The following is a 26,400-nucleotide window of genomic DNA, read 5'->3' as shown; positions in this document are numbered from 1 at the left end:
CGGGGGTGATCCGGAGTCCGAGGAGGCCTTAGGGTGGGGGAGTGCTCGACCTCATCGACGAACTGAGCCCCGTCCATGGTGCGCCCGCGGTCGCCCCCGAGTGGGAGGACCCGGCCCGCTACTGGCCGCGCCTGTCCGCCGTGACCGGCCATCTCCCCGCGCCGGTGGCGGTGATCGACCGGGAGGCGCTCCGCTACAACGCGATGGACCTTCTGGTGCGGGCAGGTGGTCTCCCGATCCGCGTGGCTTCGAAGTCGGTACGGGTGCGCTCCGTGCTCGATGCGGTGCTGAAGCTCCCGGGCTTCCATGGCATCCTCGCGTTCACGCTCCAGGAGGCGCTCTGGCTCGCCGAGACCCACGACGACATCATGCTCGGCTATCCGACGGTGGACCGTGCGGGCTTGGAGCGGCTCTTCGCCGATGAACAGGCCGCCCAGCGCATCACCCTGATGGTCGACGACCTCGTCCATCTCGATCTGATCGACAGCGTCGCCGGTCCCGGTGCGCGTCCTGAGCTCCGGGTCGCGATCGACGTCGACGCCTCCTGGCGTTCGTCACTCCTCGGCCACATCGGTGTGCGCCGTTCAGCGCTCTTCAGCGCCGGAGAGGTGGCCGCCTTCGCCCGCAAGGTCGTCGCCCGTCCGGGATTCCGGCTCGTCGGACTCCAGATGTACGACGCGCAGATCGCGGGCCAGGGCGACGACGCAGGCCCCGATTCGCCGCTGATCCGCATGGTGCAGGCGCGCTCGCGGAACGAGCTGCGTGAGCGCCGCGCTGGCATCGTCGCCGCGGTCGGAGCGATCGCGCCGCTCGAGATCCTGAACGGCGGCGGAACGGGGTCACTCGAGTTCACCGGGAGCGATGAGTCCCTCACCGAGGCGAGTGCGGGCAGCGGGCTGCTCGGCGGGCACCTCTTCGACGGGTACCGCTCGTTCCGGCCTGCTCCGGCGTCCGCGTTCGCGTTCGACGTGGTGCGACGCCCGGCCGTCGACATCGCCACCGTGCTCGGTGGCGGATGGATCGCCTCAGGCCCCGCGCTGGCTTCGCGTCAGCCTCGCGCCGTGTGGCCGCAGGGTCTCCACACCCTCTCCCGGGAAGCGGCCGGCGAGGTGCAGACGCCGCTCCAGGGTCCCGCAGCGACATCGCTGGGCGTGGGGGACCGGGTCTGGTTCCGGCATGCCAAGAGCGGTGAGCCGGCCGAGCGCATCGAGAGCTACCACCTGGTCTCGGGGGATGAGATCGTCGACGAGCTGCCGACATACCGCGGCGAGGGAAAGGCCTTCCTGTGACGAGGATCGGCGGCACCTGGCAGAACTGGGGTCGCTCGGCCTCCGTGCGACCCGTGCGTGTGGAGCGCCCGCGAAGCCCCGAGGGTGTGCAGCGCGCGGTCGTCGCGGCGGTGAAGCACGGCCTCCCGGTGAAGGCCGTCGGTGCCGGCCACAGCTTCACAGGCATCGCCGTCGCACCGGGCGTCCTGCTCGAGCTCGACGACCTGCAGGGACTGGTCTCGGCGGATGCGGTCACAGGACGGGTGACCCTTCTCGCCGGAACGCGCCTGCATCGCATCCCGGGGCTCCTCGCGCCGTACGGGCTCGCGATGGAGAACCTGGGCGACATCGATCGCCAGTCGATCGCCGGTGCGATTTCGACCGGCACCCACGGCACAGGTGCCGGGTACGGCGGCCTCGCGACCCAGGTCGTCGGCATCACCATGGTCACGGCGGCCGGCGAGTTCCTGCGTATCGACGAGGAGCACGAGAGCGATCTGCTCCCGGCGGTGGCTCTCGGACTCGGCGCCCTCGGCATCATCGTCGAGGTGACTCTGCAGTGCGTGCCCGCCTTCGTCATGCATGCGATCGACGAGCCGGTGCCTCTCGACGAGGCACTCGCCACGCTCGACGAGCGCGTCGCCGGATCCGACCACTTCGAGTTCTACTGGTTCCCGCACACCGACGTGGCGCTGACGAAGCGGCAGACCCGTCTCCCGGAGGCGACCGTCCGCAAGCCGCTTCCGGTCGTCGGACGATGGATCGACGAGACGCTGCTCTCGAACGGCGTCTATCGCCTGGTGTGCGCGGCGGGTCAGGTCGCACCGGCGATCACCCCGTCCTTCAGCCGCCTCGCGGTCACGCTCACCGGCGACCGCGAGTACACGGAGGTGTCGCACCGGGTGCTCATCCAGAGCCGCACCGTGCGCTTTCGCGAGATGGAGTACGCGATCCCCGCCGAGAATGCCGTGGCCGCGTTCCAGGCGGTCAAGACACTCATCGCCCGGCGCGGGTGGCGGATCGAGTTCCCGATCGAGGTGCGCTTCGCCGCGGCGGACGATCGCTGGCTGTCGACGGCCCACGGCCGCGCGAGCGCCTACATCGCCGTGCACCGATACTGGCGAGCCGACCCCACGGAGTACTTCGGGGCCGTCGAGGAGATCATGCACGAGTTCGGCGGACGCCCGCACTGGGGCAAGCTCCACACGCTGACCGCGGAGACGCTTCGGGAGCGATACCCGCGGTTCGACGACTTCGTCGCCCTACGCGATCGCCTCGACCCGGACCGTCGATTCGGGAACCGCTACCTCGAGCGGGTCCTCGGCAGCTGATCCGGCGGTGGCTGCGGCCGCGCATGCCCAGTCCACGTGCAGACTGCGCGTCTAGGATGAGAGAAACACGAGGAAGGGTGGGCCTCTGATGGAATGGCTCGTGCCAGTACTGATCGTTGTCGGAGTGATCCTGCTCGTCGGCATCTATCTGTGGGCCACGTACAACTCGCTGGTGCAGCTGAACGTCCGCGTCGATGAGGCGTGGAGCGGCATCACAGTGCAGTTGAAGCGGCGAGCCGACCTCATCCCGAACCTCATCGAGACGGTGAAGGGCTACGCCTCCCACGAGAAGGCCGTGTTCGAGAACGTCACCCGTGCGCGTGCCGAGACCCTCTCCGCAGGCGGGCCCGGCGAAGCAGGAATCGCCGAGGGGCACCTGCAGCAGGCGCTGCGCAGCCTGTTCGCGGTCGCCGAGGCGTACCCGCAGCTGCAGGCGAGCACGAACTTCCTTCAGGTGCAGCAGGCCCTGGTCGACACCGAGGACAAGATCCAGGCTGCGCGCCGCTTCTACAACGGCGGGGTGCGCGAGCTCAACACCAAGATCAAGGTGTTCCCGAACAACCTGTTCGCCAAGGGGCTGGGCTTCTCCGAGCGGGAGTTCTTCGAGGTCGCAGACAGCAGCGCGATCTCCGAGCCGCCGCGCGTGCAGTTCTGACCGCGGTTCGTCTGACCTCGTCCGCTCACCACGGAGAGAGCACGAGGTCGTCGGCGGTGAACGCGACGTCGCCGCGCAGGTTCCAGGACACCGTCCGATAAGTCGTCGTGAGTGCCTCGCCATTCTGGCCGGTTCCGGTGACGGTGGCCACGAGCGTCCCTCCCTCTGCGATGAAACCGGACGGCGTCAGCGTGATCACGGGTGACTCGTCGATCCGATAGCGGATGATGTCCACCTCCCGGAACTCGGTCCCCCACGGAATCCGGATTCCGCATCCGTCCGGCACCTCGGTACCTGCGGCGGTACAGGCTTCGAGAATCTCGTCGAGCTGTGCCTGTGCGGCAGCCGTGGCCTCCGGACGCACGGCGGCATCGACCGCCGTCGTGGCCTTCGCTCCGGGCAGCACCTGCACCGGGTTCTCGCCCTCGAGCATCGTCGTCGGTGCGGCGGCGACGGTGTACGTCGCAGGTAGCAGAGAGACGGCCCTCCCCGTCGGCACGGTCGTGTCTCCGATCGCGACGTCGGAGCCGATCGTCGACTCCGCGACCAGTGTGCCGAGGCCCGTCGCGTCGACGCTCCAGCGGCCCTCGATGATGCCGAGCGTCAGCTGGGTGGTGTGTGTCTCGCCGTCGAGATCGAACGAGACCTCGGCGGTCGCGGAGACACCATCGCCGTCGTCCCGCACACGGATGACCTCGCCGTCGTCGATCAGTCCGGTCGCGGCCTCGAACGCATCGAGGGCGATCGTCGAAACCACGACCCCGCTCGCCACCACCGTGTCGGCGTCGCCGGATTCCAGGGCATGGAGGTAGTCGAGTGTCGCTTCCTCGGGGGTGGATGAGCGGACGGCTGACTGCCAGAGCCACAGTCCTGCGGCGACGACGACGATCCCTGCAGCGCCGCCGATCACCCACCAGCGCGCCTTGATCATGCCGGGCTCTCTCGCGCATGCACGTGGCGACGCACGGCAGGACCTGTCCCTGTTCCCGCGGCCAACGCCGCGTACAGTGCCTCGGTCGCATCGCCCCACTTCGACACCGACACGTTCTCCAGTCCCTGCCAGGTCGCGGCGAGGACGAGTTCCGCCGCTATCGGACCGGCATCTCCGGGACGGGCCTGCGGCTCCCACCAGGCGGATTGCACCTGCAACGTCGATGTCGTGCGGTCGGCCTTGAGGTCGACCCGTGCGACGACACGGTCGCCGACGAGGACCGGCAGGGAGTAGTAGCCGAACCGCCGCTTCTCGGCCGGCACGTAGATCTCGATGCGGTAGTCGAGCTCGAACGCGCGGAGCGCCCGATCTCTGAACCACACCACCGGGTCGAAGGGGGTCAGGATCGCCGCCGTGTCGACCTTGCGCGGCAGCACCGCATCGCGATGCCGCCAGGCCGCGAGAGGACGTCCTCCGCGTTCCCAGCCCCGCACCTGCACGGGCTGCAGCTCACCGGTATCCACGAGGTCGGCGATCGAGCGGGCGACGGCGGCCCGGTCTCGGATCCGGTAGTAGTCGGCCAGGTCGGATTGCGTCGCGACGCCGCTCGATCGAGCCGCACGCCGGGTCAACTCACGGATCGCATCGGCGCGCGAGACCTCCTGCGAGCGGATGGCATCCGGGATCACGTGCTCGGCCAGGGCATAGGTGCGCTCGAACCCTCGACGCCCGCTGATCGCGACGTCGCCGGTGCGCCACAGATGCTCGAGGGCGAGTTTCACCTCGTCCCAGTCCCACCAGGTTCCCCGTTCCCGCGGCGCGTCAGCGCGGAGATCTGCCGGGCGCAGAGGGCCCCGCACGCGAAGCTCGTCCTGCACCCACTGCACTGTGCGCGCGTTGCTGCTCATCCAGGAGTCCTCGCCGGCCCAGCGTCGACGGAAGTCGTCCATGCGGAACCGCCAGAGCGGCCAGTCCTCGATCGGGATGAAGGTCGCCTCGTGGGCGAGGTACTCGACGTAGTGAGTCGTGCGGGACAGGAAGACCCGGTCGAGCAGCGTGGGCTCATAGGCGCCGAGCCGCGAGAACAGCGGCAGGTAGTGGGAGCGGGCGAACACGTTCACCGAGTCGATCTGGAGAACTCCGAGACGATCCATGACGCGGTGGACATGGCGATCCGTGATCGCGGCGGGCCGCGCGCGGGTGAACCCCTGAGCGGCCAGGGCGATGCGGCGCGCCTGGGTGGAGCTGAGCGTCTCGGTCACATCGTCAGGGTATCGGCGGGCGCCGACATCGGTCCGCCGGGAAAGATGCGTTCGACGGCATACGGCATCACCGTAGACTTGGGCGATGAGCGAGGACCAGCGACCCCGGCTGCGAGATCTTTTCCGTCCGCGCCCGGTCTCCACCGACCGCACCGTGACGACCGAGGCCGATGAGGCGGTGCCCCTGCCTCTGCGGATCACCGCGAGCTACGCGTGGCGGCTGTTGATCATCGCCGCCGCGATCGGCGTGTTCATCTGGTTGGTGATGCTGCTCAAGCTCCTCGTCATCCCGTTGATGGTCGGCATCCTCATCACCGCGCTGCTATGGCCCGCGTTCTCGTGGATGCTGCGGCGCGGTCTCCCGCGCTGGCTGGCCATCGCTCTCTCGCTGATCGGGACGGCGGCCATCGTCACCGGTCTGATGTGGCTCGTCGTCTGGCAGGTGCGCGCTCAGCTTCCCGATGTGCAGCAGCGCTCGACCGAAGCCTTCGATCAGTTCCAGGTCTGGTTGCACGAAGGCCCGCTGAATCTCTCCGACACGCAGATCGCGAACTATCTGCAGCAGGGGCTCGACTTCCTCAACGAGCAGGCACAGGTGCTGTGGACCGGCGCGCTGGCGATCGGAACCACCGTCGGACACGTCGCCACGGGTGCCGTGCTGTCCCTGTTCATCCTCATCTGCCTGCTCGCCGACGGCGCCGGCATCTGGCGATGGACCCTCAAGATCTTCCCGCGCAAGTCTCGTCTCGCGGTCGACGGAGCAGCCCGCAACGGCTGGACGACGATCGTGAACTATGCGCGCACACAGCTGTTCGTGGCGACCATCGACGCGATCGGCATCGGGCTCGGTGCATTCCTGCTCCAGGTGCCTCTCGCGCTCCCGGTCGCGGTGCTGGTGTTCCTCGGTTCCTTCATCCCGATCGTGGGTGCCGTGGTGACCGGTGCCGTCGCGGTGTTCCTCGCGCTCGTGTACAACGGGCCCTGGATCGCGCTCTGGATGCTGCTGGTGGTCCTCGCCGTCCAGCAGATCGAGGGACACATCCTGCAGCCGATCATGATGGGTTCGGCGGTCAAGGTGCATCCGCTCGCCGTCGTCCTCGTGGTGGCAGGTGGAGCGATGATCGCCGGCATCCCCGGCGCACTGTTCGCGGTGCCGTTGGCGGCCTTCGTCAACGTCGCGGCCGTCACCATCAGCTCGGGTTCCTGGCGCACCGGCGCCGGGCCGAGCGGCGACCTTATCTGGAGTACAGTGCCGCGCGAGCGGCGACGGAGGAATCGATGAGCGCAGTCCCCAGCCTGACCGAGTTCGAGCACGCTGCTCAGAGTCTGGCCGAGGTGATCTCGCACACGCCGACGCTGCCGTCGCGGGCGCTCTCCGACATTCACGGAGGTACCGTCCTGCTGAAGATGGAGAATCTCCAGCGCACGGGTTCGTTCAAGATCCGTGGTGCCGCATACCGTCTGTCGCGCCTGAGTGCCGAGGAGCGCTCGCGCGGCGTCGTGGCTGCGTCCGCGGGTAACCACGCTCAGGGCGTCGCCCTCGCGGCCCAGGCGCTCGGCATCCCCGCGACGATCTTCATGCCGCTCGGGGTGCCAGTGCCGAAGCTCCTCGCCACCCGCGGGTACGGCGCGGAGGTCGTGCTGGAAGGTGAGACCGTGGCCACCTCCCTGAGGCTGGCGGCGGAGTTCTCCGAGCGCACCGGGGCCGTGCTGATCCACCCGTTCGACCACCGCGACATCGTGATCGGACAGGGAACCCTCGGCCTCGAGCTTCTGGAGGATGCGCCCGACGTCGACACCGTCGTGCTCGGCATCGGCGGGGGAGGCCTCATCGCGGGTGTCGCAGCCGCGGTGAAGGCGCGTGCCGCCGAGCTCGGGCGCACGGTCCGCATCATCGGGGTGCAGGCCGAGAACGCCGCCGCCGTGCCGCCCTCGCTCGAGGCCGGTGAGCCCGTCGACATCGTCACGCGTCCGACCATCGCGGACGGCATCCTGGTCGCGCGCCCCGGCGCGATCCCCTTCGACATCATCAAGGACCTCGTCGACGAGGTCGTCACAGTCTCGGACGACGACCTGGCGCGGGCCATCCTCATCCTCCTCGAGCAGGCGAAGGTCGTGGTCGAGCCCGCCGGCGCGGCCGGGGTGGCGGCGATCCTGGCCGGCAAGGTGTCGGCGACCGGAACCACCATGGCGGTGCTGTCGGGCGGCAACATCGATCCGCTCCTGTTGCAGCGCGTGGTCTCGCACGGACTCGCGGCATCCGGTCGCTACCTCACGATCCGTATCCCCCTACCCGACCGCCCCGGTCAGCTGGCACGCGTGTCCGAGCTCATCGCCGAGGCCGGTGCCAACGTGATCGAGGCCATGCACACCCGCCATGGCCACGGACTCCAGATCAGCGAGGTCATCCTCGAGCTGAGTGTCGAGACGCGTGGTCCAGAGCATTCGGAGCACACACTCGACACGCTGCGTCGCGCCGGATTCGAGCCCATCCTCGTCCCGGATTGAGCACGCCCCGGAACACGCAGAAGCGCCCCCGCGTCCGACAGGAGGCGGGGGCGCTTCTGGCTGGCGTCTCAGCCCGTGTAGGTCTCGACGTTCACGATCTCGACACTGATCGAGCGGCCGTTCGGAGCCTCGTACGACGACTTCTCGCCGACCTTGAGGCCGAGGATGGCCTGGCCGAGCGGGCTGGCCTCGCTGTACACGTCGAGGTCGCTGCCGGCCGCGATCTCACGGCTTCCGAGGAGGAAGACCTCTTCGCCACCGGCGACGAGGGCGGTGACCACGGTTCCGGGCTCGACGATCCCGCGGCTGGCAGGAGCCTCGCCGACCTTGGCGGTCTTCAGCAGGCCTTCGAGCGTGCGGATCCGCGCCTCCTGCTTGCCCTGCTCGTCCTTCGCGGCGTGGTATCCGCCGTTCTCCTTGAGGTCGCCCTCTTCGCGGGCCGCCTCGATGCGCTTGGCGATCTCGTCGCGGCCGAAGGTGGACAGGTGCTCCAGCTCGGCGACGAGCCGGTCATAGGCTTCCTGCGTGAGGAAGGGAACCTGAGCATCGGTGGACATGACGAAGCTCCTTCTTTCGGGATCCCTCCGGCATGCTGCGGGGGATATGCCAAGACGCCCCGGCACGGTGCCGGGGCGTCGTCTTGTCTGGCACGAGTCTAAGCGACCCAGCAGGTGTTCACCAAACCTGTGGTGGCCGCGGAGACCGTCGGGATGGTGACGGAGCGTGCCTGCGAGTGGCTGTCTCCGGCCTCGATCTCGACGATCTTCCAGCCGACGACGCCGAACTCCTCGTCGAGCGCCTCGACGGCGCAGACGACGTCTTTGCCCTGCACTCCGGTGACCTGGAAAGTGATGTTCACCGAGTGCTCGTCGACGAGCTCGAAGCCCAGGTCATCGGCATCGACGGAAGCCATCGACTGGGCGACGGTCATCCAGCTGAAGGCGCCGACGATCAGCAGTGCGATCGCGCCACCGATGATCCACGGCGTCCGCCGCCGTCGGGTGCGGCCATAGCGTTCGTCGAGCTCGTGTGCGGTCGTCACAGGTGGGTCTTCCGGTCGTTAGGCTGGTGTTACCAGGTTATGCGACCTGCGTAGGAAAGGCCGACTCATGTTCTCTCTGTCCGAGACCCCGATGCCGACACCGAGCATGACCGTGGCTCCCGAGTCGGTGACCCCGGGGTTCGTCGGTTTCGCAGCGATCGTCGTGGTCGTGATCGCGGTGATCCTGCTGATCTGGGACATGAACCGTCGCATCCGCCGCGTCCGATACCGCGAAGAGGTGCGTGACGAACTGGATGCCGAAGAGGCTGCGCGGGCCGAGGGCGATACCGCGGCTCCCGGAGCGGGTGCGCCGGCGTCCGAAGGCACCGTCGCTCCCGACGTCGACGACGACAAGCCCGCTCGCTGACCGGATGCTACGGCGCGCCCAGTGAGGGCGACAGCGGCGACAGGGCGATCAGCAGACACGCCGTCCAGTGGCACAGGAACGCGAGAACCGTGCACACATGGAAGATCTCGTGGAACCCGAAGTGTCCAGGCCACGGGTTCGGCTTCTTGAGTGCGTAGACGATGGCGCCGCCCGTGTAGAGGAGCCCGCCGACGATCACCAGCACCATCATCGCGAAGTTGGCGTTCATGAGGTCGACGATGTACATGACCGCGGCCCAGCCGAGCAGCAGGTAGAGCGCGACGTAGAGCCAGCGTGGGGCGTGGATCCAGAAGACGCGGAAGAGGATGCCGACGAGCGTGCCGCCCCACACCAGACACAGCAGCAGCACACCCTTCTGCGGAGGTAGTGCCAGCACGGCCAGCGGAGTGTAGGTGCCGGCGATGAGCAGCAGGATGTTGGCGTGATCGATGCGCTTCAGCAGCACTTTCACCTTGGGCTGCCAGTCGATGCGGTGGTACAGCGCCGAGTTGCCGAACAGGAGCAGCGACGTGAGCATGAACACGGCGGAGGCCCACTTCGCCGCGGCGCCGTCGGCCACGACGATCAGGACGACACCGGCGACCAGCGCAACCGGGAACGTGCCGGCGTGGATCCATCCCCGCCACGTCGGTTTGACCTCGGTCGCCGCATCCACAGCAGCGGCTTCCAGCAGGGGCAGCTGAGGGACGTCGGGACCGGTGGGATCGGGAGTGCTCACGTGCTCACTCTAAGCCGACCTGCATACCGCGCAGAGCACATATCCTCAGCTTCCGCACACGATGCCGAAGTCCCTGACACGGTAGCGTAGGGAGGTGATGTCACGCGAGAGCCCGGGGCGAGGGCCGCTGTATCGGCTCTACACGAACCGGCTGCGCCGCCACCTCGATCCGGCCACGGTGCCGCACCACGTCGCGATGATGATCGACGGCAACCGCCGGTGGGCCCGTCAGCTCGGGTTGGACACGCCCGCAGAGGGACACCGAGCGGGGGCGGCGAAGATGCGCGAGTTCCTCGGCTGGTGCGACGAACTCGGAGTGCGCGTCGTGTCGCTCTACCTGCTCTCCAGCGACAACCTGCGAAAGCGCGACTCCGCCGAGCTCGCCGACCTCATCGAGATCATCGCCGAACTCGCCGAGGCCCTGTCGCAGGAGGGGAACTGGCGGGTCAAGCACGTCGGTCGCTCCGACATCCTCCCCGCGGAGCTCGCGCGGGTACTCTCCGACGCGGAGCAGCGCACGAAAGACCACACAGGGCTGCATGTGAACCTCGCCGTCGGCTACGGCGGACGGAACGAGATCGTCGACGCGGTGCGGAGCATCATCACGAAGCACGAGGCATCCGGCGGCACGCTGGAAGACCTCGCCGCCCACCTCACCCCCGAGATGATCGGCGAGCACCTCTACACGGGAGGACAGCCCGATCCCGACCTCGTGATCCGCACGAGCGGGGAGCAGCGGCTCAGTGACTTCCTCCTGTGGCAGAGCGCCCACAGCGAGTTCTACTTCGTCGAGGCGCTGGGTCCCGACCTCCGTCAGGTGGACTTCCTGCGGGCCATCCGCGACTACGCCGATAGGGACCGACGCTTCGGTCGCTGAACCGGTGTCTGGCGCCTGTGGTCCCGTGCCACAATGACGAAGTGAGCACTTTCCAGGACTATGTCGACACCTTCGACAACGAGTCCGGCTACCTGAACTGGGCCGCTTTCGGCCCGCTATCGCCGTCCGTCCGCGAAGAGGTCTTCGCCGACGCCGACCTGCTCGGCAGCGGACGGCCGTCTTCGCTCTCCCTGGTCGCGGAGCGCATCGGTCAGGCCCAGGAACTCGTCGCCGAGCTGCTCGGATCCGATGCCGACGGTGTCACGCTGCAGCCGTCGTCGACGCACGGGCTCATGCACGCGCTGTACGGCCTGTCCGGGGGAGTGATCGCGAGCACCGCCGAGTTCCCGAGCGTGAGCCTGACCGTCGAGCGGGCATCGACGGCTTCGGACCGCGCCATCAGTCCGCGATGGATCACGCCAGACGACGGGCGCGTCACGCCCGACGCCGTGATCGAGGCGCTCGATGACGAGGTGGTCGCGCTCGCGGTGAGCCACGTCGACTTCCGCACCGGCTACCGCGCCGATCTCGCTGCGCTTCGAGAGGCGATCGGCCCCGACCGCCTGCTCATCGTCGATGCCGTCCAGTCGTTCGGTGTGATCGACGTCGACTATTCGGCGGCCGACGTCGTGGTCGGGCACGGTTACAAGTGGCTGCGCGCCGGTCGTGGCAGTGCGTTCGCGTGGTTCGCGCCCCGAGCGCGGGAGCGCATCTCGCCCGTGCTCTCCGGGATCACCGGTACCACGGCCACCGGTCTGTTCGTCGATGAGCTGCCCGCACCCGCACCCTCCGCTCGTGCCTTCACCGTCAGCCAGCCGGACACGCTCGCGGCGGGACGACTCGCGATCGGCGTGCGTGACATGCGCGACGCCGGTGTCGCCGCCATCGAGGATCGGCTCGCCGACAACGTCGACACCGTGATCGAGATCGCCGACCGCCACGGGATCGAGGTGAGCTCCCCGCGTGAGCGCCGTCAGCGCGCGGGCATCGTGGCGCTCGCCCCGGAGGAACCTGCCCGCCTCGCTGCGGCTCTCGCCAACGCCGGACTGGTCGTGACGGCGCGCGGGTCGTCGGTGCGGATCGCTCCGCACGCGGGCACCGATGCGGAGACGTTCGAGCTCCTCGACGCGGCGCTGCACGCGTTCGGCAACGAGACGTTCATCAGCGCGTAACGAATCGCTGGCGTGTCGAGTGCGGGTTAATCCCCCGCGCGGTCGTACGTTCTAGGCATCGGGCAAGGCGCCCGTTCGGGTCGGCCTCAGGTTGACGACTCGTGACCCCCTGGTCGACTCGTTCGAATAGCCGGGATTCCCCGGGTCGGGAGTGGGTCGTGACCACACGTACAGCGCAGCAGGCCACCAGCACCGCGCAGCAGTCCACCCGTAAGACGTCGAGGCGAGCATCATCCGCCGATCCGGATCAGGATCTGCGCACGTATGTCCTCGACACGTCCGTCCTGCTGAGCGATCCGCAGGCCTTCTTCCGGTTCGCCGAGCACTCGGTCGTCCTCCCCGTCGTCGTGATCACGGAACTCGAGGGCAAGCGCCACGATCCGGAGATCGGGTACTTCGCCCGGCAGGCTCTCCGCCACCTCGACGACCTGCGCATCGAGCATGGACGCCTGGATTTCCCGGTCGAGGTCGGCGAGGGCGGCACGCTCCGGGTCGAACTCGCGAACACCGATTCCTCGGTGCTCCCCGCCGGCATCCGCCTCAGCGACAACGACACGCGCATCCTCTCGGTCGCGATGCACCTCGCACAGGACGGCCAGGACGTCACGATCGTCTCGAAGGACCTGCCCATGCGCGTCAAGGCCGCCTCTCTCGGTCTGCGCGCCGAGGAGTACCTTGCCGAGCAGGCGGTGGACTCCGGATGGACCGGCATCTCGACCCTCGACCTCTCCGGCGACGACATCAGCGATCTCTACGAGAGCGAGGTCGGCATCAGCGAGCAGGCCCGGGGGTTGCCGGTGAACACCGGTCTGATCATCCACTCCGAGCGCGGATCCGCGCTGGGTCGGGTCACGGGCGACGGCGAATACCGACTGGTACGCGGAGACCGTGACATCTTCGGAATGCACGGCCGTTCGGCGGAGCAGCGCATCGCGATCGACCTGCTGCTCGATCAGGAGGTCGGCATCGTCTCCCTCGGCGGACGCGCCGGCACCGGCAAATCGGCGCTCGCGCTCTGCGCCGGACTCGAAGCGGTGCTCGAACGGCAGCAGCAGAAGAAGATCATCGTGTTCCGGCCGCTCTTCGCCGTCGGCGGGCAGGAGCTCGGGTACCTTCCGGGAGACCAGGGCGAGAAGATGGGCCCGTGGGGGCAGGCGGTCTTCGACACGCTGGGGTCCGTGGTCTCGGGCAACGTGATCGAGGAGGTCATCGAGCGCGGACTGCTCGAAGTGCTCCCGCTGACGCACATCCGCGGTCGTTCACTTCACGACGCGTTCGTGATCGTCGACGAGGCTCAGTCGCTCGAACGCAACGTGCTCCTGACGGTCCTGAGCCGCATGGGGCAGAACTCGCGCGTGATCCTCACGCACGACGTCGGCCAGCGCGACAACCTCCGCGTGGGCCGTCACGACGGTATCGCCAGCGTGATCGAGACGTTGAAGGGACACGACCTCTTCGGCCATGTGACCCTGACACGGTCCGAGCGTTCGGCGATCGCCGCCCTCGTCACCGAGCTCCTGGAGGGTGGAGAGCTCAGCTGACGACGGAAACAGCGGATGCCGCGAGGAACGAGTCCTCGCGGCATCCGCTGTGTCGTGGTTCGGATCAGCCCGGGTGCGTCATCGACAGCAGGTCGAGCTTCTCGTCGAGCTGCTCGAGGGTGAGGTCGCCGCGCTCGACGTAACCGAGGTCGATCACGGCGTCGCGCACCGTGATTCCCTTGGCGACCGAGTGCTTGGCGATCTTCGCCGCAGCTTCGTAGCCGATGAGCTTGTTCAGCGGCGTGACGATCGACGGGCTCATGCCGGCGAACGCGGCGGCGCGCTCGACGTTCGCCTGCAGGCCGTCGATCGTCTTGTCGGCGAGCACCCGAGAGGCGTTCGACAGCAGGCGGATCGACTCGAGCACAGCCGTGCCCATGACCGGGATGGCGACGTTCAGCTCGAAGGAACCGGATGCCCCGGCCCAGGCGACCGTCGCATCGTTGCCGATAACGCGGGCGCACACCATCAGCACGGCTTCGGGAACGACCGGGTTGACCTTGCCGGGCATGATCGAGGAGCCGGGCTGCAGGTCGGGGATGTGGAGCTCACCGAGACCCGTGTTGGGGCCGGAGCCCATCCAACGCAGGTCGTTGTTGATCTTGGTCAGCGAGACCGCGATCGTGCGGAGAGCGCCGGAGGCCTCGACCAGGCCGTCGCGGTTGGCCTGCGCCTCGAAGTGGTCCTTGGCTTCGGTGATGGGCAGCTCGGTCTCGGCCGCGAGCAGCGCGATGACCTTCTGCGGGAAGCCGAGCGGGGTGTTGATGCCGGTGCCGACTGCGGTGCCGCCGAGCGGGACCTCGGCGACGCGGGGGAGGGCCGACTGCACGCGCTCGATGCCGAGGCGGATCTGGCGGGCGTAACCGCCGAACTCCTGGCCGAGCGTGACGGGCGTCGCGTCCATGAGGTGCGTGCGACCGGACTTGACCGCGTCCTTCCACAGCTCCGCCTTCGCCTCGAGAGCGACGGCGAGGTGGTCGAGCGCGGGGATGAGCGTGTCGATGAGCGCCTGGGTGACGGCGATGTGCACCGAGGTCGGGAACACGTCGTTCGACGACTGCGAGGCGTTCACGTGGTCGTTGGGGTGGACGGTCGCGCCGAGGATGCGCGTCGCGAGCGTCGCCAGGACCTCGTTCATGTTCATGTTCGACGAGGTGCCGGAGCCGGTCTGGTAGGTGTCGACCGGGAACTCGCCGTCGTGTGCACCCGAGGCGACCTGGTCGGCGGCCTGGGCGATCGCGTCGGCGATCGCGCCGTCGAGAGTGCCGAGCTCCTTGTTGGCGAGCGCTGCCGCCTTCTTGATCCTGGCGAGGGCGGCGATCTGCGTCGACTCCAGCCCCTTGCCGGAGATCGGGAAGTTCTCCACGGCGCGCTGGGTCTGCGCTCCGTAGAGAGCGTTCACGGGCACCCGCACCTCACCCATGGTGTCGTGCTCGATGCGGTACTCGGTGTCGGTCATTCCGAACCCTCCTTGGTTGCGGGGTCGATCCCCGGGATAGCGGCGTCGTCCTCGGTGTCGATTCCGACCGTGATCACGGGCACCGCGGTGCCCTCGGCCAGCCGGTAGTTCGCGCCGACGATGCCCAGGCGGCCGGCGGCGACGGCGTCGCTGATGATCTCGGACGACTGCAGCAGGTCGCTCACGGTGTTCCGCAGGTGCTCGATGCCGACGAGCTCCGAGTCGATCTCGGCGACCGTGGTCCCGCCGTTCTCGGCCAGCACCTTCCGCGCGGCGGGAACGATCGGGGCGATCAGCTTCCAGATGTGCGGCGGCAGGGGAGCGGCATCGATCGCGGTGCCGTCGATGGCGGCGCGCACCGCCCCGCAGGAGTCATGAGCGAGCACGACGATCAGCGGCACCTCGAGCACCGCGACGGCGTATTCGAGGCTCGCGACGATCGATTCGCCGATCACCTGTCCGGCGTTGCGCACCACGAAGAGGTCGCCGAGGCCGAGGTCGAAGATGATCTCGGCGGCGAGGCGGGAGTCCGAGCAGCCGAACAGCGTGGCGACCGGATGCTGCGCGACCGTCAGGTCCTTGCGACGGGCGACGTCCTGGTTCGGATGCCGAGGTTCGTCCTGCACGAAACGGCGGTTGCCGTCCTGCATCTGCTTCCAGGCGGCGGTGGGGGTCAGCGGGTGCGTCATGAGGCCTCCGAGATGATGCGGATCTGCGGAATGAGCGATTCGGCGAGCTCGGCGGTCGAATCCGCAGAGCGCGAGCCGTAGAGCAGGATGTAGTCGTCGCCCGCCTGTGTGCCGATGGCATAGGTGACGTTCGCGTTCGATTCGGCACTGCCGGGCTTGTAGACGTCCCACTCGAGGCCGCCGATGCGCACCGTGTCGGTCGGTGCGATGCCGTTCAGGCGCTGCGGTGCCCAGGCGGAGTCGGCGTCGAACGCCTGCGCGACCTTGATGAAGCCGCGCTCCTTGTCGGACTTGGGGGCGAGGGTGACCTCCCACACGACGGTCGCACCACCCTGCATCTCCGCGCCGTTCGCGCGCCAGAAGTCGCCGAGCTCGGGGATGAGCACGGGGCGATCCATGGACGACTCGACGCCTTCCGCGACGGCGGCCACATCGAGGGGCTTCTGCTCGACGGGCGCGCCGCGCGGGACCGCGAAGATGATGACGGCGACCACGGCCAGGGTGACCAGCAGCGCGGCGACGAGGTTGCGTACGGTCTGGCTCGACCGGTAGGCCTTGCTGGACGCCGCCTTGCGGGCGGCGGTCTCGTCCGGGGTCTCGGGTCGGCCGAGTTCGGCGATGATCGGGGGCTGTTTGCTCACGACTCTCCCGCCGGCGTCTCGGAGTCGGATGCTGCGGCGCGGGCGGCATCCAGGCGGCGCTTGGCCCCCAGCAGCCACTCTTCGCAGCGGGCGGCGAGAGCCTCGCCACGTTCCCAGAGAGCGAGGGAATGCTCGAGAGTCGGGGACCCCTGTTCGAGTTCGGCCACGACCTTGACGAGCTCGTCACGGGCCGCCTCGAACGACAGCGTGTCCACAGGGGTGTCGTTCAGGGCGCTCACTCCTCCATCTTACGTCGTGCGCCGTGGGCGCTCGGCTCAGGCGTCTTCGGGCATCTCGCCCTCGGAGCGGGCGGTCAGCGACCCGCGGTCGAGGGTGATGGTGAGTGTGCTCCCGGCCGGGGCATCCGCGGCATCGCGCAGGATCACGCCGCCGTCGAGGTGGGCGATCGCGTAGCCGCGCGCCAGTGTCGCAGCGGGCGAGAGCGCGCGCAGAGACGCGCGAAGCTCGCCGGTGCGCCGCCCCGCGTCGTCGAGCTGTCTGTTCACGGCGTCGCGGCCGCGTCCGAGCAGCAGCCAGATCTCCTGGGCACGGGAGTCGATGATCGGTGCGGGGGAGCGCAGCACCGGCCGTGAGCGCAACTGCTCCAGCTGTGCGATGTCGTGCGTGAGGCGCTGCGTGAGTCTCGTGGTCGCGCGCGAGCGCAACTGGGCGATGAGGGCGCGCTGTTCGCCGACATCGGGTACGACGCGCTTCGCGGCATCGGTCGGGGTCGAAGCCCGCAGATCGGCCACGTCGTCGAGCAACGGGTGGTCGTTCTCGTGTCCGATCGCGCTCACCACGGGAGTGGAGGCCGCGGCCACCGCGCGCACGAGCTTCTCATCGCTGAAGCCGAGGAGCGTCTGCGGGTCTCCGCCGCCGCGGGCGATGATGATCACGTCGACCTCGGGATCGGCGTCGAGCCGGGCGAGGGCCGCGAGCGTGTCGGGAACGCAGCGGTCGCCCTGCACGGCGGCGTACTCCGTGCGGAAGCGCACCTGCGGCCAGCGCAGCTCGGCGTTGCGATGGACGTCCTTCTCCGCATCGGACCGCTCGCCGGTGATCAGCCCGATCACGTGCGGGAGGAACGGCAGGCGCTTCTTACGGGAGGGGTCGAAGAGTCCCTCCTGCCGCAGCTGCACGCGAAGCTTCTCGAGGCGCTCGAGCTGGTCGCCCAGCCCGACGTGCTTCATCGCCGAGACCGCGAAGCTGAAGTCACCGGCCTTGACGAAGTAGTCGGCCTTGACGGCAGCGACGACATGGTCGCCGATGCCGATGTCGGAGGGGATGCGTCCGCGCACGCTCGACCACACCCGGATGGAGATCTGCGCGTCGGAGCGAGTGTCCTTCAAACGTGCGAAGACATTGCCGGCGCGCACGTTCCAGGAGGTGATCTCGCCCTCGACCCAGACGGTGTTCCAGCGTGCGATGAAGTCGCGGATCGTGGCGTTCAGGCGCGTGACCGAAGTGGGGGCATCCGCCGTCGAATCGCGGGGTGCGACGGAGTCGGCCGGCGGCGTCTCGCCCTGGCCCGTCGTCGCTTCGAAGACTGTCATCCGCTCCCGTTCCCGACCCCTGAACCTCCCCGGCCCCGCACAGCTGAGCGACGGTAGAATTCAAGGGTGACTTCGACTGCCGTTCATCTCCCCGTGCCCCGCCTTCCACGAGTGCGTGCGGCGGCCGGGCGGCTTCAGGATAACCCGGTGGCCGGACACAAGCGGGTTCTGCTCGCCGCACCGCGTGGTTACTGCGCCGGAGTCGACCGTGCGGTGGTGGCCGTCGAGAAGGCGCTCGAACGCTACGGCGCCCCGGTCTACGTGCGCAAGCAGATCGTGCACAACATCCACGTCGTGACCGAGCTCGAGGAGAAGGGGGCGATCTTCGTCGAAGAGGTCGACGAGGTGCCCGAGGGCGCTCACGTCGTCTTCAGCGCCCACGGTGTCTCGCCGGCGGTCGTGAACGCGGCCTCCGATCGTGGACTCCACGCGATCGACGCCACCTGCCCGCTCGTCACCAAGGTGCACCGCGAGGCCGTGCGCTTCGCGCGAGACGACTTCGAGATCCTGCTCATCGGCCACGAGGGCCACGAAGAGGTCGAGGGAACGGCCGGCGAGGCGCCGGAGCACGTCACGGTGGTGAACTCTCCCGAAGAGGCCGACACCGTCGTCGTCAAGGATCCGAACAAGGTCGTCTGGCTTTCACAGACCACCCTCTCGGTCGACGAGACGATGGAGACGGTCAACCGGCTGCGCACACGTTTCCCTGAGCTGCAGAATCCGCCGTCCGACGACATCTGCTACGCCACCCAGAACCGTCAGGTCGCGATCAAGAAGGTCGCCGCCGGGGCAGACCTCGTGATCGTCGTCGGCTCGTCGAACTCGTCCAACAGCGTGCGGCTGGTCGAGGTCGCACTCGAGTACGGGGCGAAGGCCGCCTATCGCGTCGATTACGCCGAGGAGATCCAGCAGGAGTGGCTCGACGGCGTCGAGACGGTCGGCGTGACCAGTGGAGCGTCCGTGCCCGAGGTTCTGGTGCGCGAGGTGCTCGATGCGATCGGCGACGCCGGCTACCGCGACGTCGAAGAGGTGAAGACGGCCGAGGAGGACCTCATGTTCTCCCTGCCCAAGGAACTGCGTCAGGACGCTGCGGGCCAGCGCGACGCACGGGCTCTCGGCGGTCGTGCCACTGGAGGAGGCGCGTAGCGTTGAGCGCCGCGGAGGCGGAGCCCACCCTCATCGGGTCGGTGCAACGCGCTCTGCGGCTGGTCGACATCGTCGCCAACTCGCCACGACCTCTTCCTCCGAAGATGCTCGCGGCGATCACCGGTCTGACCCCGGGCACCACATACAACCTGGTGCGTACGCTCGTGCATGAGGGGTATCTAGCATCGGAACCGGACGGCGTCGTGCTCGGCACGCGGTTTCCGTCCTTCCAGCAGCAGATCAGCGCGCGGGGCGTATTCCTCGCCCGGGTGCGTGCGGCGCTACGCGAGGTGACGGAAGACGTGGGAGCCACCGCCTACCTCTCGCGCTTCGACGACGGGGAGATGCACCTGGTCGACATCGTCGACGCCGTCCGCAACCCGCGGATCGAGCTCTGGGTGGGACTGCAGTCCAGTGCGCACGCGACCGCGCTCGGCAAACAGATCCTCGCGGACCTGCCGGAAGCCGATCGTCTGGACTACCTCTCCCGGCACCGCCTGGTGGAGCTCACGCCGCGGACCATCAGCGACCGCAGGACGCTGCTGACGCAGCTGGAGCGCTCACCGGGGTGGTCCGTCGATCAGGAGGAGTACGCGATCGGTGCCACCTGCGTCGCCGTGCCGGTCGTCGCGCCGGGGGTCACCGCATCACTGGCCATCTCGCTGCCGGCCGACCGCGCCGTGGTCGATCGCACGCTCGTCACGACGCTTCAGCGCACCGCGAGACGTCTCTCCCTGCAGCTCGGTGCGGACGCTCTGGACGAGGGGTCGTCCGGAGCCGAGTTCACTATCTGAAGTATGCCCTCTGGTTTTGCGGGATGCGTTTTCCTACTATGGGGAGAGTAGCGGCATACATGAACGCTACTGATCGTCTCAAGCGTCCCCAGCGCTGGCGATCAATCAGGATGAGGAGCGTCCCCAGCGCCCCACATCCGCGGCCCCGCGAAGTCCCCACTTCTCCGGGGCCGCTATCGTTTCCGGACGTCGGGCCGGGGTCGCCCGCTGTGAACCGGCCCGAGGTTGTGCCGTTAGCATGGCGAGATGACCGATCAGCGGCCCCAGTACGGCGAACTCGCCACCCCCGAGGAGCAGCGACGAGCCGCAGGCCTGCCTCCGCTCGACGAGGTCGTGATCGTGCCTCCCGCAGCGACGTTCCCGCCCGCAGCGCAGACGGAGGGTCCGACGGGCGACTCCTCGACGAAGCGGTCGCATCCTCTTGATCGCTTCGCGACGATCGCGATGCTCGCCTACGGTCTGATCAACATCGTCGTCACGGGTCTGTCGTACCTGGATCTGCCGAGCGTCATGAATCAGACCATGAAGATCCTCGGCATCGAGGGAGAGTTCACGAACTTCGCGCAGGGGAAGACCTGGGGGATGATCGCGGCGATCGTCCTCGTCGTCGGCTGGTCGATCACCGCCGCGCTGTCGATCCGCCGCCTGCGCCGCGGACGCATCACCTGGTGGCTACCGATCGTGGGCGCGATCATCACCATGGGGGTGGTGTCCGTATGCATCGCGGTGCCGATGATGAGCGACCCGGCCTTCGTCGCCCACCTCGATCAGATGACGAGCCCCTGATCGCACCCCCATCGGCGTCGACGCACGTGCGCCACGAGGGGACGCAGAAGGGGCCCGGCAGGAATGCCGGGCCCCTTCTCGTGTCTCGGGTGAGATCAGCTCTTGGACTGGCCGTACGAGCCGAGCTGGCGGGTCGACTCGACCACGCGGGCGGCCATCGCCGACTCGGCGATCTTGCCCCAGGCGCGCGGGTCGTACTGCTTCTTGTTGCCGACCTCGCCATCGACCTTCAGCACGCCGTCGTAGTTCTTGAACATGTAGTCGGCGATCGCGCGCGTGTAGGCGTACTGCGTGTCGGTGTCGATGTTCATCTTGATGACGCCGTTGGCGACCGCGAGGGCGATCTCCTCGTCGGTCGAGCCGGAGCCGCCGTGGAAGACCAGGTCGAGCGGCTTGGCGCCGGTGTTGTACTTCGCGGCGACCTCGGCCTGGATCTCGCCGAGGAGCTCCGGACGCAGCTTGACCCCACCCGGCTTGTACACGCCGTGCACGTTGCCGAAAGTGAGGGCGGCGATGTAGCGACCCTGCTCGCCGAGGCCCAGTGCCTGCACGGCCTGGTCGACGTCGGCGAAAGTCGTGTAGAGGGCCTCGTTCGAGCCCTCGTGCTGCACGCCGTCCTCTTCGCCGCCGACGACGCCGATCTCGACCTCGAGGATGGCGTTGATGTTCTTCATGCGGGGGAGCAGGTCCTTCGCGATCTCGATGTTCTCCGCGAGGGGAACAGCCGAGCCGTCCCACATGTGGGACTGGAAGATCGGGTTGCGACCGGCCTTGACCTCTTCCTCGGAGGCGGCGATCAGCGGCTCGACGAATCCGGCCAGCGCGTCCTTCGGGCAGTGGTCGGTGTGGAGCGCGACGGTGATCGGGTAGTTCTTCGCGACCTCGGTGGCGAAGCGCGCGAAGGCGAGCGCGCCCGTGGCGCGAGCCTTGACCGTGTGGCCGGCGAAGTAGTCGGCGCCACCGGTGGTGACCTGGATGATGCCGTCGGAACCGGCCTCGGTCAGCCCCTGGAGGACGGAGTTGATCGTCTGCGAGCTGGAGACGTTGAATGCGGGGTACGCGAAGCCGCCGGCCTTCGCGCGGTCGAGCATTTCGGCGTACTGATCCGGGGTGGCGACGGGCATGAGAACTCCTGCGATAGGGGAAGCCGGGACAGTTGCCACTCTATCGGGGCGTGCGCGCGGATAGAGCAGCCGCGACCGGGGGCGTGCGCTGCGGCTTCTTTCTCGTTGTTAAGAATCGAGATTCCTTCACCGTATCCAGACCGAAAACCGGCGGTTTCAGGCCGCGCGATGGCTAGGCTGACCGCATGGTGAGTCTGACAGCGGATCTGAGCCCTCTTCGTCCCGACCGTAACCTCGCGATGGAGCTGGTGCGTTCGACGGAGGCTGCGGCCATCCGTGCGGTCCCCTTCATCGGCCGTGGGGCCAAGGAGGCGGCGGACGGCGCGGCCGTGGATGCGATGCGCGCGTTCCTCGGCACGGTCGACTTCCAAGGGCGAGTCGTGATCGGCGAGGGCGAGAAGGACAACGCACCGATGCTGTTCAACGGCGAAGTCGTCGGCACCGGACGCGGACCGCTGTGCGACATCGCGGTCGATCCCATCGACGGCACCTCGCTCACCGCGGCCGGCCGACAGAACGCGCTCTCGGTGATCGCGGTCTCTGACCGTGGCACGATGCTCGACGCGTCGAGTGTCTTCTACATGGACAAACTCGTCACGGGGCCGGCCGGTGTGGGCGTCGTCGACATCCGTCTGCCCATCGGCGAGAACATCCGCAAGCTCGCAGGCGCGCTCGACAAGCCCGTGGACGAGATCGTCGTCTCCGTACTGAACCGTCCGCGTCACGAGCAGCTCATCCAGGAGATCCGTGACGCCGGGGCCGGCACGCGCCTGATGAGCGACGGTGACGTCGCCGGCGGCATCAACGCCGCCCGACACGACGCGCGCACCGACATGTGCGTCGGCGTCGGCGGCAGCCCCGAGGGGATCGTCACGGCGTGCGCGATCAAGGCGCTCGGCGGGCACATCCAGGGACGCCTCTGGCCGCGCGACGACGACGAGCGCCAGCGCGGCATCGACGCCGGACTCGACATGGACAAGGTCTACGAGGCCGACGACCTGGTGCAGGGGAACAACACGATCTTCGTCGCGACCGGCGTCACCGATGGGCAGCTCGTCGCCGGTGTGCGTCGCGAGCGGGGCTACGTGTACACCGAGAGCGTGGTGCTGCGAGGAGCCTCGGGCACCCTTCGACGCATCGCGTCGGAGCACCTCGTCTCGAAGTGGCTCTGACTCTTTGAGTGTTCTCCGGCGCATGACGGCCGGCGGTGACGTCGGCGGCATCGTTATCGAGCCGGTATCGCCTCGCAGCGGCACGATCCACGGTTCTCCGGGGTGCCGTGTCACAATTGTCACTGGGTTTGTCGCCGTCGACGGAGCCGCCAGGCACCGCAGGCACAGGAGGGCGAACAGATGACAACGCAGCACACGAGCGGTTCGAAGGCCGCCCCGACGAAGATCATCACGACCAACACGGGGCGCATCCTCCGGGTGAGCGCGGATGCGGAATCCGTTCCTGCCCCGGCGGTCGCGACTCCGGCCGTACCAGCGGTCGATCCGGCGCGACGTGCGGATGTTCTCTTCCGCGTCCGCCGTGCCGAGGGCCACGAGGTCAGCGCCTGGTGGATGATCGGCGCGTTCCTCGCCACCAGCGGCCTCGTCATCCTGCTGCTCAGCGGCGTTCCCGGCATCGCCTGACCTTCTTCGCCGAACACGTGCTGAGGCGACAAGCGGTCGCACGCCATGTGGTTGCGTTCAGCCCGCTGTAGACCGCGTCACTCTCCGTCGAGTCGCAGCCGCACGTCGCCGACGTCTGCACGGACCGGCTCTGTCTGTGCAGCCTCAACGGGATCACGCGTGACGGATCCCGGCCCGCCGTCGGAAAGCGCATCCTCCGCGGCCATCGGGTCGGCTGCGAGGAGCTCCGCCGCGGTGAATCGCCTGGCAGCACCCGTGGCGACCGCGGGTGCTGTCGCAAGCGCGGACGCGTCGACGCCGGGGAACTGGCGAGCGGTGACGAGTACTCGCGTCTCGAGCGACCCGGCGAACCGGTTGTAGCTGTCGACGGTGCGCTCCAGTGCCCGGCGCAGATCATCGGCGTGACCGGCGAGAGTGCCCAGGCGGTCGTACAGCTGGGTGCCGAGGGCGAGCAGCGTGCGTGCCTCGGTCGAGACCTCCTGCTGGGTCCAGGTGAAGGCCACCGTCTTCAGCACCGCCCAGAGGTTGACGGGGGAGGCGAGCGCCACCCGACGGCTGAACGCGTAGTCGAGCAGCGTCGGGTCTTCGTCGATCGCCGCGGCCAGCAGCGATTCGCTCGGCAGGAAGCAGATCACGAATTCGGGACTCGCATCGAGTCCCGCCCAATAGGCCTTCTTGGCCAGAGCATCGATGTGCGCTCGGACTGCTTTGACGTGCTTCTGCATCAGTGCGCGGCGCTGTGACTCGTGCGCATCGCCGCCCGGAAGAGCGGACGCCTCGAGGTAGGCATCGAGCGGAACCTTGGCGTCGACGGCGATCGAGCTGCCGCCGGCGAGGCGGATCACCATGTCGGGTCGCCCCTGACCGTGGTCCGAGGAGATCGTCGCCTGCAGGTCGAAGTCGATGTGCCGGGTGAGTCCCGCCGCTTCGACGACCCGACGCAGCTGGGTTTCGCCCCACACGCCGCGCGTCGCGGTGGAACGCAGTGCGCCCGCGAGGGACTCGGTGGTCGCGCGCAGGGCCTCATCCGACTCCTGGGCCCGCCGCAGCTGCTCTTCGAGTGTGCCGAACTGCGCATGCCGCTCGCGCTCGATCGCGGTGACCTTGGTCTGCATCTGCTGCAGGCTCTCGCGAACCGGAGCGAGCGCGGTCAGCACCGCGTTCTGCTGCTGCACGCGCTGCGCCTCCGCCCGCTGCTCATTCCGCGCATGCTCGACGGCGTCGCGATACAGGTCGTACTGACGGTCGCGGTCGTCGCGGGCCGCCGCCAGTTCGGCCTGCGTACGCGCCAGATCGGCTGCTCCGCGTCCTGCGCGCAGGAACCAGCCCACGGCGACACCCGCCGCGAGGGCGACGAGGAGAAGAACGACAGCCAGAGCATCCATGTGTTCATGATGCGGCTGGCTTCCGACATTCCGAGGTTGCCGCGCACAGAGGCCGCGCGACGGGTCGGATGCCGCGCGACGGGTCAGGCGACGGCGCGTTCCAGAACGGGTGCGGCAGGTGCGACGGGAGCTGTCACGCGCAGGCTCAGGGCATCGGCGAGTGCGAACACATCGGCAGCGCCCGCCCTGGCTGCCGCGTCGATGACGATCTGCGCGCAGGCACGGGCGTCGGCGAGGGCGTCGTGGTGCGAGAACTCCTCGAATCCGGCAGCGGCGGCCGCGATCGGCAGACGGTATGAATCGAGCGTGTAGGTCTTGCGGGCGACCTGCAGGCTGCACAGGGAGCGGTAGGGCGGGCAGAGCTGCCCTGTCGCCTCCGATGCGCGGCGCAGGACGTTGAGGTCGAAGCCCGCATTGTGCGCGACGAGCACGTCCGCCCCCGCGAAGGCGCACAGCCGGTCGAACTGGTCGACCCATGTGGCGGCCGACAGCACGTCTTCCGGCTGGATGCCGTGGATACGAACGTTCCACTCCTGGAACTCGTCGTGCCCGGGCGGTGGCTGGATCAGCCACCCGGTGGTGGCGACGACTTCACCGTCACGCACGCGGACGAGTCCGACGGAGCAGGCAGAGGCCGGACTGGAGTTCGCGGTTTCGAAGTCGATCGCAGTGAAGTCCAGTGGCACAACCCCACTTTCCCCCGCAGGCCCGAAGAGGGGTCGGAGACTCGCCGTATGCTGGCGACATGGCTGAGGACATGGCGACGTCGTTCGGAGCGCAGGCCGGGGACTACGAGGCCGGAAGGCCCGACTACCCGTTCGAGGCGGTGGCGTGGATGCTCGAGCGGATGCCCGCGGATTCCCGCCGTGTCGCCGATGTCGGCGCGGGAACGGGAAAGCTGACGCGAGTTCTCGCGCAGGCTCCTGACGCTGAGGTCGTCGCGGTCGACCCCGATCCCGAGATGCTCGCGACCCTCCGTGGCGCGGTGCCGGGAGTGCCCACGTTCGTCGGAACGGCGGAGCAGCTGCCGCTTCCGGATGCGAGCGTCGACGCCGTCGTCCTGGGTCAGGCCTGGCACTGGGTCGACCCCGTCGCCGGCTCGGTCGAGATCGGTCGTACGATGCGCAGCGGGGGAGTGCTCGGCCTCATCTGGAACATCCGCGACGACCGTGTCGACTGGGTTCGCAGACTCACCGAGATCATGCACGGCAGCCACGCCGAGATCATGCTGGCCGAGGGAGATCCGGTCGTCGCCGCGCCGTTCGGACCGATCGAGCAGGAGCGCTGGGAATGGGTCCGGCCCGTCACCCGCGACGTGCTGCACCGCATGGCGGCATCGCGCAGTTACATCATCACCGCTCCGGACGAGGAGAAGGCGCGTATCCGCCGCGACCTGGATGCGCTCTTCGACGAGCTCGACCTGCACGGCGACGCCACGGTCGACCTTCCGTATGTGACACGGGCCTACCGGGCCGTCCGCGACTGACGCGCAG

The 26,400-nt window shown here is 68.4% G+C and carries 28 protein-coding genes; 15 read left to right on the top strand and 13 right to left on the bottom strand.

Features of this window, described 5'->3' with window-relative positions:
- Window positions 1-41 precede the first annotated feature (41 nt).
- The 3 genes from ACFVWL_RS00305 (at window position 42) to ACFVWL_RS00295 (ending at window position 3,254) form a co-directional block, all read left to right on the top strand.
- Window positions 42-1,289, top strand: a complete 1,248-nt coding sequence (locus ACFVWL_RS00305; RefSeq protein WP_387177234.1) for an amino acid deaminase/aldolase — start codon at window positions 42-44, stop codon at window positions 1,287-1,289.
- Entirely contained in the window at window positions 1,286-2,599 is a 1,314-nt protein-coding gene (locus tag ACFVWL_RS00300) for a D-arabinono-1,4-lactone oxidase (protein WP_387177232.1), read from the top strand. The genes ACFVWL_RS00305 and ACFVWL_RS00300 overlap by 4 nt, the downstream gene beginning before the upstream one ends.
- Window positions 2,600-2,687: 88 nt before the next feature.
- Entirely contained in the window at window positions 2,688-3,254 is a 567-nt protein-coding gene (locus ACFVWL_RS00295; protein WP_021199536.1) for a LemA family protein, read from the top strand.
- Window positions 3,255-3,279: 25 nt separating this feature from the next.
- On the opposite strand, the gene ACFVWL_RS00290 is transcribed toward ACFVWL_RS00295, so the two are convergent.
- Both ACFVWL_RS00290 and ACFVWL_RS00285 read right to left on the bottom strand, forming a co-directional pair.
- Window positions 3,280-4,185 carry a hypothetical protein gene (locus ACFVWL_RS00290; RefSeq protein WP_387177230.1) on the bottom strand — a complete coding sequence of 302 codons (906 nt, stop codon included), beginning with the start codon at window positions 4,183-4,185 and terminating at the stop codon, window positions 3,280-3,282.
- Entirely contained in the window at window positions 4,182-5,447 is a 1,266-nt protein-coding gene (locus ACFVWL_RS00285) for a winged helix-turn-helix domain-containing protein (protein WP_387177228.1), read from the bottom strand. The genes ACFVWL_RS00290 and ACFVWL_RS00285 overlap by 4 nt, the downstream gene beginning before the upstream one ends.
- Window positions 5,448-5,532: 85 nt before the next feature.
- Here ACFVWL_RS00285 and ACFVWL_RS00280 point away from each other — a divergent pair, with 85 nt between their 5' ends.
- Window positions 5,533-6,729 carry an AI-2E family transporter gene (locus ACFVWL_RS00280; RefSeq protein ID WP_387177226.1) on the top strand — a complete coding sequence of 399 codons (1,197 nt, stop codon included), beginning with the start codon at window positions 5,533-5,535 and terminating at the stop codon, window positions 6,727-6,729.
- Window positions 6,726-7,955, top strand: a complete 1,230-nt coding sequence (ilvA, locus tag ACFVWL_RS00275; protein ID WP_387177224.1) for a threonine ammonia-lyase — start codon at window positions 6,726-6,728, stop codon at window positions 7,953-7,955. The genes ACFVWL_RS00280 and ilvA overlap by 4 nt, the downstream gene beginning before the upstream one ends.
- A gap of 68 nt (window positions 7,956-8,023) precedes the next feature.
- Here the strand turns inward: ilvA and greA are convergent, their stop codons facing one another.
- Together greA and ACFVWL_RS00265 are read right to left on the bottom strand one after the other, a co-directional pair.
- Window positions 8,024-8,512: a transcription elongation factor GreA gene (gene greA, locus ACFVWL_RS00270; protein ID WP_021199541.1), complete on the bottom strand. Its 489-nt coding sequence runs from the start codon at window positions 8,510-8,512 to the stop codon at window positions 8,024-8,026.
- A gap of 98 nt (window positions 8,513-8,610) precedes the next feature.
- Window positions 8,611-8,997, bottom strand: a complete 387-nt coding sequence (locus tag ACFVWL_RS00265) for a DUF4307 domain-containing protein (RefSeq protein WP_387177222.1) — start codon at window positions 8,995-8,997, stop codon at window positions 8,611-8,613.
- Window positions 8,998-9,064: 67 nt separating this feature from the next.
- On the opposite strand from ACFVWL_RS00265, the gene ACFVWL_RS00260 reads away from it, so the two are divergent.
- Window positions 9,065-9,364: a hypothetical protein gene (locus ACFVWL_RS00260; protein WP_387177220.1), complete on the top strand. Its 300-nt coding sequence runs from the start codon at window positions 9,065-9,067 to the stop codon at window positions 9,362-9,364.
- 7 nt (window positions 9,365-9,371) lie between these two features.
- On the opposite strand, the gene ACFVWL_RS00255 is transcribed toward ACFVWL_RS00260, so the two are convergent.
- Complete coding sequence (locus tag ACFVWL_RS00255) at window positions 9,372-10,103, bottom strand: hemolysin III family protein (RefSeq protein ID WP_387177218.1); 732 nt, start codon at window positions 10,101-10,103, stop codon at window positions 9,372-9,374.
- Between the two features lie 97 nt (window positions 10,104-10,200).
- Here ACFVWL_RS00255 and ACFVWL_RS00250 point away from each other — a divergent pair, with 97 nt between their 5' ends.
- From ACFVWL_RS00250 to ACFVWL_RS00240, 3 genes are all read left to right on the top strand, one after another.
- The gene (locus ACFVWL_RS00250; protein ID WP_387180873.1) at window positions 10,201-10,980 is read left to right on the top strand and encodes an isoprenyl transferase; all 780 of its coding nucleotides are present in this window, start codon (window positions 10,201-10,203) and stop codon (window positions 10,978-10,980) included.
- Between the two features lie 41 nt (window positions 10,981-11,021).
- Window positions 11,022-12,152, top strand: coding sequence for an aminotransferase class V-fold PLP-dependent enzyme (locus ACFVWL_RS00245; RefSeq protein WP_387177216.1), 1,131 nt, complete (start codon window positions 11,022-11,024; stop codon window positions 12,150-12,152).
- 158 nt (window positions 12,153-12,310) lie between these two features.
- Window positions 12,311-13,693 carry a PhoH family protein gene (locus ACFVWL_RS00240; protein WP_387177215.1) on the top strand — a complete coding sequence of 461 codons (1,383 nt, stop codon included), beginning with the start codon at window positions 12,311-12,313 and terminating at the stop codon, window positions 13,691-13,693.
- 64 nt (window positions 13,694-13,757) lie between these two features.
- Here ACFVWL_RS00240 and ACFVWL_RS00235 read toward each other — a convergent pair whose 3' ends face one another.
- From ACFVWL_RS00235 to xseA, 5 genes are read right to left on the bottom strand one after another with little or no spacing between them, the layout of a single operon-like run.
- The gene (locus ACFVWL_RS00235; RefSeq protein ID WP_387177213.1) at window positions 13,758-15,152 is read right to left on the bottom strand and encodes a class II fumarate hydratase; all 1,395 of its coding nucleotides are present in this window, start codon (window positions 15,150-15,152) and stop codon (window positions 13,758-13,760) included.
- A complete protein-coding gene (locus ACFVWL_RS00230) occupies window positions 15,149-15,841 on the bottom strand; it encodes a carbonic anhydrase (RefSeq protein WP_387177211.1) in 693 nt (230 codons plus the stop codon). Before ACFVWL_RS00230 ends, ACFVWL_RS00235 begins: the two co-directional genes overlap by 4 nt.
- Window positions 15,838-16,482: a DUF4245 family protein gene (locus ACFVWL_RS00225; RefSeq protein WP_387177209.1), complete on the bottom strand. Its 645-nt coding sequence runs from the start codon at window positions 16,480-16,482 to the stop codon at window positions 15,838-15,840. Before ACFVWL_RS00225 ends, ACFVWL_RS00230 begins: the two co-directional genes overlap by 4 nt.
- A complete protein-coding gene (locus ACFVWL_RS00220) occupies window positions 16,479-16,721 on the bottom strand; it encodes an exodeoxyribonuclease VII small subunit (RefSeq protein ID WP_387177207.1) in 243 nt (80 codons plus the stop codon). Before ACFVWL_RS00220 ends, ACFVWL_RS00225 begins: the two co-directional genes overlap by 4 nt.
- A gap of 36 nt (window positions 16,722-16,757) precedes the next feature.
- Complete coding sequence (gene xseA / locus ACFVWL_RS00215; RefSeq protein WP_387177205.1) at window positions 16,758-18,035, bottom strand: exodeoxyribonuclease VII large subunit; 1,278 nt, start codon at window positions 18,033-18,035, stop codon at window positions 16,758-16,760.
- Window positions 18,036-18,101: 66 nt separating this feature from the next.
- On the opposite strand from xseA, the gene ACFVWL_RS00210 reads away from it, so the two are divergent.
- From ACFVWL_RS00210 to ACFVWL_RS00200, 3 genes are all read left to right on the top strand, one after another.
- Window positions 18,102-19,181 carry a 4-hydroxy-3-methylbut-2-enyl diphosphate reductase gene (locus ACFVWL_RS00210; protein WP_387177204.1) on the top strand — a complete coding sequence of 360 codons (1,080 nt, stop codon included), beginning with the start codon at window positions 18,102-18,104 and terminating at the stop codon, window positions 19,179-19,181.
- Between the two features lie 2 nt (window positions 19,182-19,183).
- On the top strand, window positions 19,184-19,975 hold the full coding sequence (locus tag ACFVWL_RS00205; RefSeq protein ID WP_387177202.1) for an IclR family transcriptional regulator: 792 nt from the start codon (window positions 19,184-19,186) through the stop codon (window positions 19,973-19,975).
- Between the two features lie 246 nt (window positions 19,976-20,221).
- Window positions 20,222-20,761, top strand: coding sequence for a DUF6264 family protein (locus tag ACFVWL_RS00200; RefSeq protein WP_387177200.1), 540 nt, complete (start codon window positions 20,222-20,224; stop codon window positions 20,759-20,761).
- Window positions 20,762-20,856: 95 nt separating this feature from the next.
- Here ACFVWL_RS00200 and fbaA read toward each other — a convergent pair whose 3' ends face one another.
- Complete coding sequence (gene fbaA, locus ACFVWL_RS00195) at window positions 20,857-21,885, bottom strand: class II fructose-bisphosphate aldolase (RefSeq protein WP_136043528.1); 1,029 nt, start codon at window positions 21,883-21,885, stop codon at window positions 20,857-20,859.
- 185 nt (window positions 21,886-22,070) lie between these two features.
- Between fbaA and glpX the strand changes: the two genes are divergently transcribed.
- The gene (gene glpX / locus ACFVWL_RS00190; RefSeq protein WP_387177198.1) at window positions 22,071-23,057 is read left to right on the top strand and encodes a class II fructose-bisphosphatase; all 987 of its coding nucleotides are present in this window, start codon (window positions 22,071-22,073) and stop codon (window positions 23,055-23,057) included.
- A gap of 180 nt (window positions 23,058-23,237) precedes the next feature.
- Entirely contained in the window at window positions 23,238-23,522 is a 285-nt protein-coding gene (locus tag ACFVWL_RS00185; RefSeq protein ID WP_387177196.1) for a hypothetical protein, read from the top strand.
- Window positions 23,523-23,599: 77 nt separating this feature from the next.
- Here the strand turns inward: ACFVWL_RS00185 and ACFVWL_RS00180 are convergent, their stop codons facing one another.
- Together ACFVWL_RS00180 and ACFVWL_RS00175 are read right to left on the bottom strand one after the other, a co-directional pair.
- Entirely contained in the window at window positions 23,600-24,907 is a 1,308-nt protein-coding gene (locus tag ACFVWL_RS00180; protein WP_387177194.1) for a DNA recombination protein RmuC, read from the bottom strand.
- Between the two features lie 83 nt (window positions 24,908-24,990).
- Complete coding sequence (locus ACFVWL_RS00175) at window positions 24,991-25,593, bottom strand: 3'-5' exonuclease (protein ID WP_387177192.1); 603 nt, start codon at window positions 25,591-25,593, stop codon at window positions 24,991-24,993.
- 59 nt (window positions 25,594-25,652) lie between these two features.
- Here ACFVWL_RS00175 and ACFVWL_RS00170 point away from each other — a divergent pair, with 59 nt between their 5' ends.
- Entirely contained in the window at window positions 25,653-26,393 is a 741-nt protein-coding gene (locus tag ACFVWL_RS00170; RefSeq protein ID WP_387177190.1) for a class I SAM-dependent methyltransferase, read from the top strand.
- The last annotated feature ends 7 nt before the right edge of the window (window positions 26,394-26,400 follow it).

Origin of the sequence: Microbacterium sp. NPDC058269, assembly GCF_042881445.1 — a bacterium.
Classification (GTDB): Bacteria; Actinomycetota; Actinomycetes; order Actinomycetales; family Microbacteriaceae; genus Microbacterium.
This window is presented reverse-complemented; position numbering and strand designations above follow the sequence as displayed.

What these genes read in the sequence shown, in the direction of transcription:
- ACFVWL_RS00295 (WP_021199536.1), top strand. Translation starts at nt 2,688, where the DNA reads ATGGAATGGCTCGTGCCAGTACTGATCGTTGTCGGAGTGATCCTGCTC.
- ACFVWL_RS00290 (WP_387177230.1), bottom strand. Translation starts at nt 4,185, where the DNA reads ATGATCAAGGCGCGCTGGTGGGTGATCGGCGGCGCTGCAGGGATCGTC.
- ACFVWL_RS00280 (WP_387177226.1), top strand. Translation starts at nt 5,533, where the DNA reads ATGAGCGAGGACCAGCGACCCCGGCTGCGAGATCTTTTCCGTCCGCGC.
- ilvA (WP_387177224.1), top strand. Translation starts at nt 6,726, where the DNA reads ATGAGCGCAGTCCCCAGCCTGACCGAGTTCGAGCACGCTGCTCAGAGT.
- greA (WP_021199541.1), bottom strand. Translation starts at nt 8,512, where the DNA reads ATGTCCACCGATGCTCAGGTTCCCTTCCTCACGCAGGAAGCCTATGAC.
- ACFVWL_RS00260 (WP_387177220.1), top strand. Translation starts at nt 9,065, where the DNA reads ATGTTCTCTCTGTCCGAGACCCCGATGCCGACACCGAGCATGACCGTG.
- ACFVWL_RS00250 (WP_387180873.1), top strand. Translation starts at nt 10,201, where the DNA reads ATGTCACGCGAGAGCCCGGGGCGAGGGCCGCTGTATCGGCTCTACACG.
- ACFVWL_RS00235 (WP_387177213.1), bottom strand. Translation starts at nt 15,152, where the DNA reads ATGACCGACACCGAGTACCGCATCGAGCACGACACCATGGGTGAGGTG.
- ACFVWL_RS00230 (WP_387177211.1), bottom strand. Translation starts at nt 15,841, where the DNA reads ATGACGCACCCGCTGACCCCCACCGCCGCCTGGAAGCAGATGCAGGAC.
- xseA (WP_387177205.1), bottom strand. Translation starts at nt 18,035, where the DNA reads ATGACAGTCTTCGAAGCGACGACGGGCCAGGGCGAGACGCCGCCGGCC.
- ACFVWL_RS00200 (WP_387177200.1), top strand. Translation starts at nt 20,222, where the DNA reads ATGACCGATCAGCGGCCCCAGTACGGCGAACTCGCCACCCCCGAGGAG.
- fbaA (WP_136043528.1), bottom strand. Translation starts at nt 21,885, where the DNA reads ATGCCCGTCGCCACCCCGGATCAGTACGCCGAAATGCTCGACCGCGCG.
- glpX (WP_387177198.1), top strand. Translation starts at nt 22,071, where the DNA reads ATGGTGAGTCTGACAGCGGATCTGAGCCCTCTTCGTCCCGACCGTAAC.
- ACFVWL_RS00185 (WP_387177196.1), top strand. Translation starts at nt 23,238, where the DNA reads ATGACAACGCAGCACACGAGCGGTTCGAAGGCCGCCCCGACGAAGATC.
- ACFVWL_RS00180 (WP_387177194.1), bottom strand. Translation starts at nt 24,907, where the DNA reads ATGGATGCTCTGGCTGTCGTTCTTCTCCTCGTCGCCCTCGCGGCGGGT.
- ACFVWL_RS00170 (WP_387177190.1), top strand. Translation starts at nt 25,653, where the DNA reads ATGGCTGAGGACATGGCGACGTCGTTCGGAGCGCAGGCCGGGGACTAC.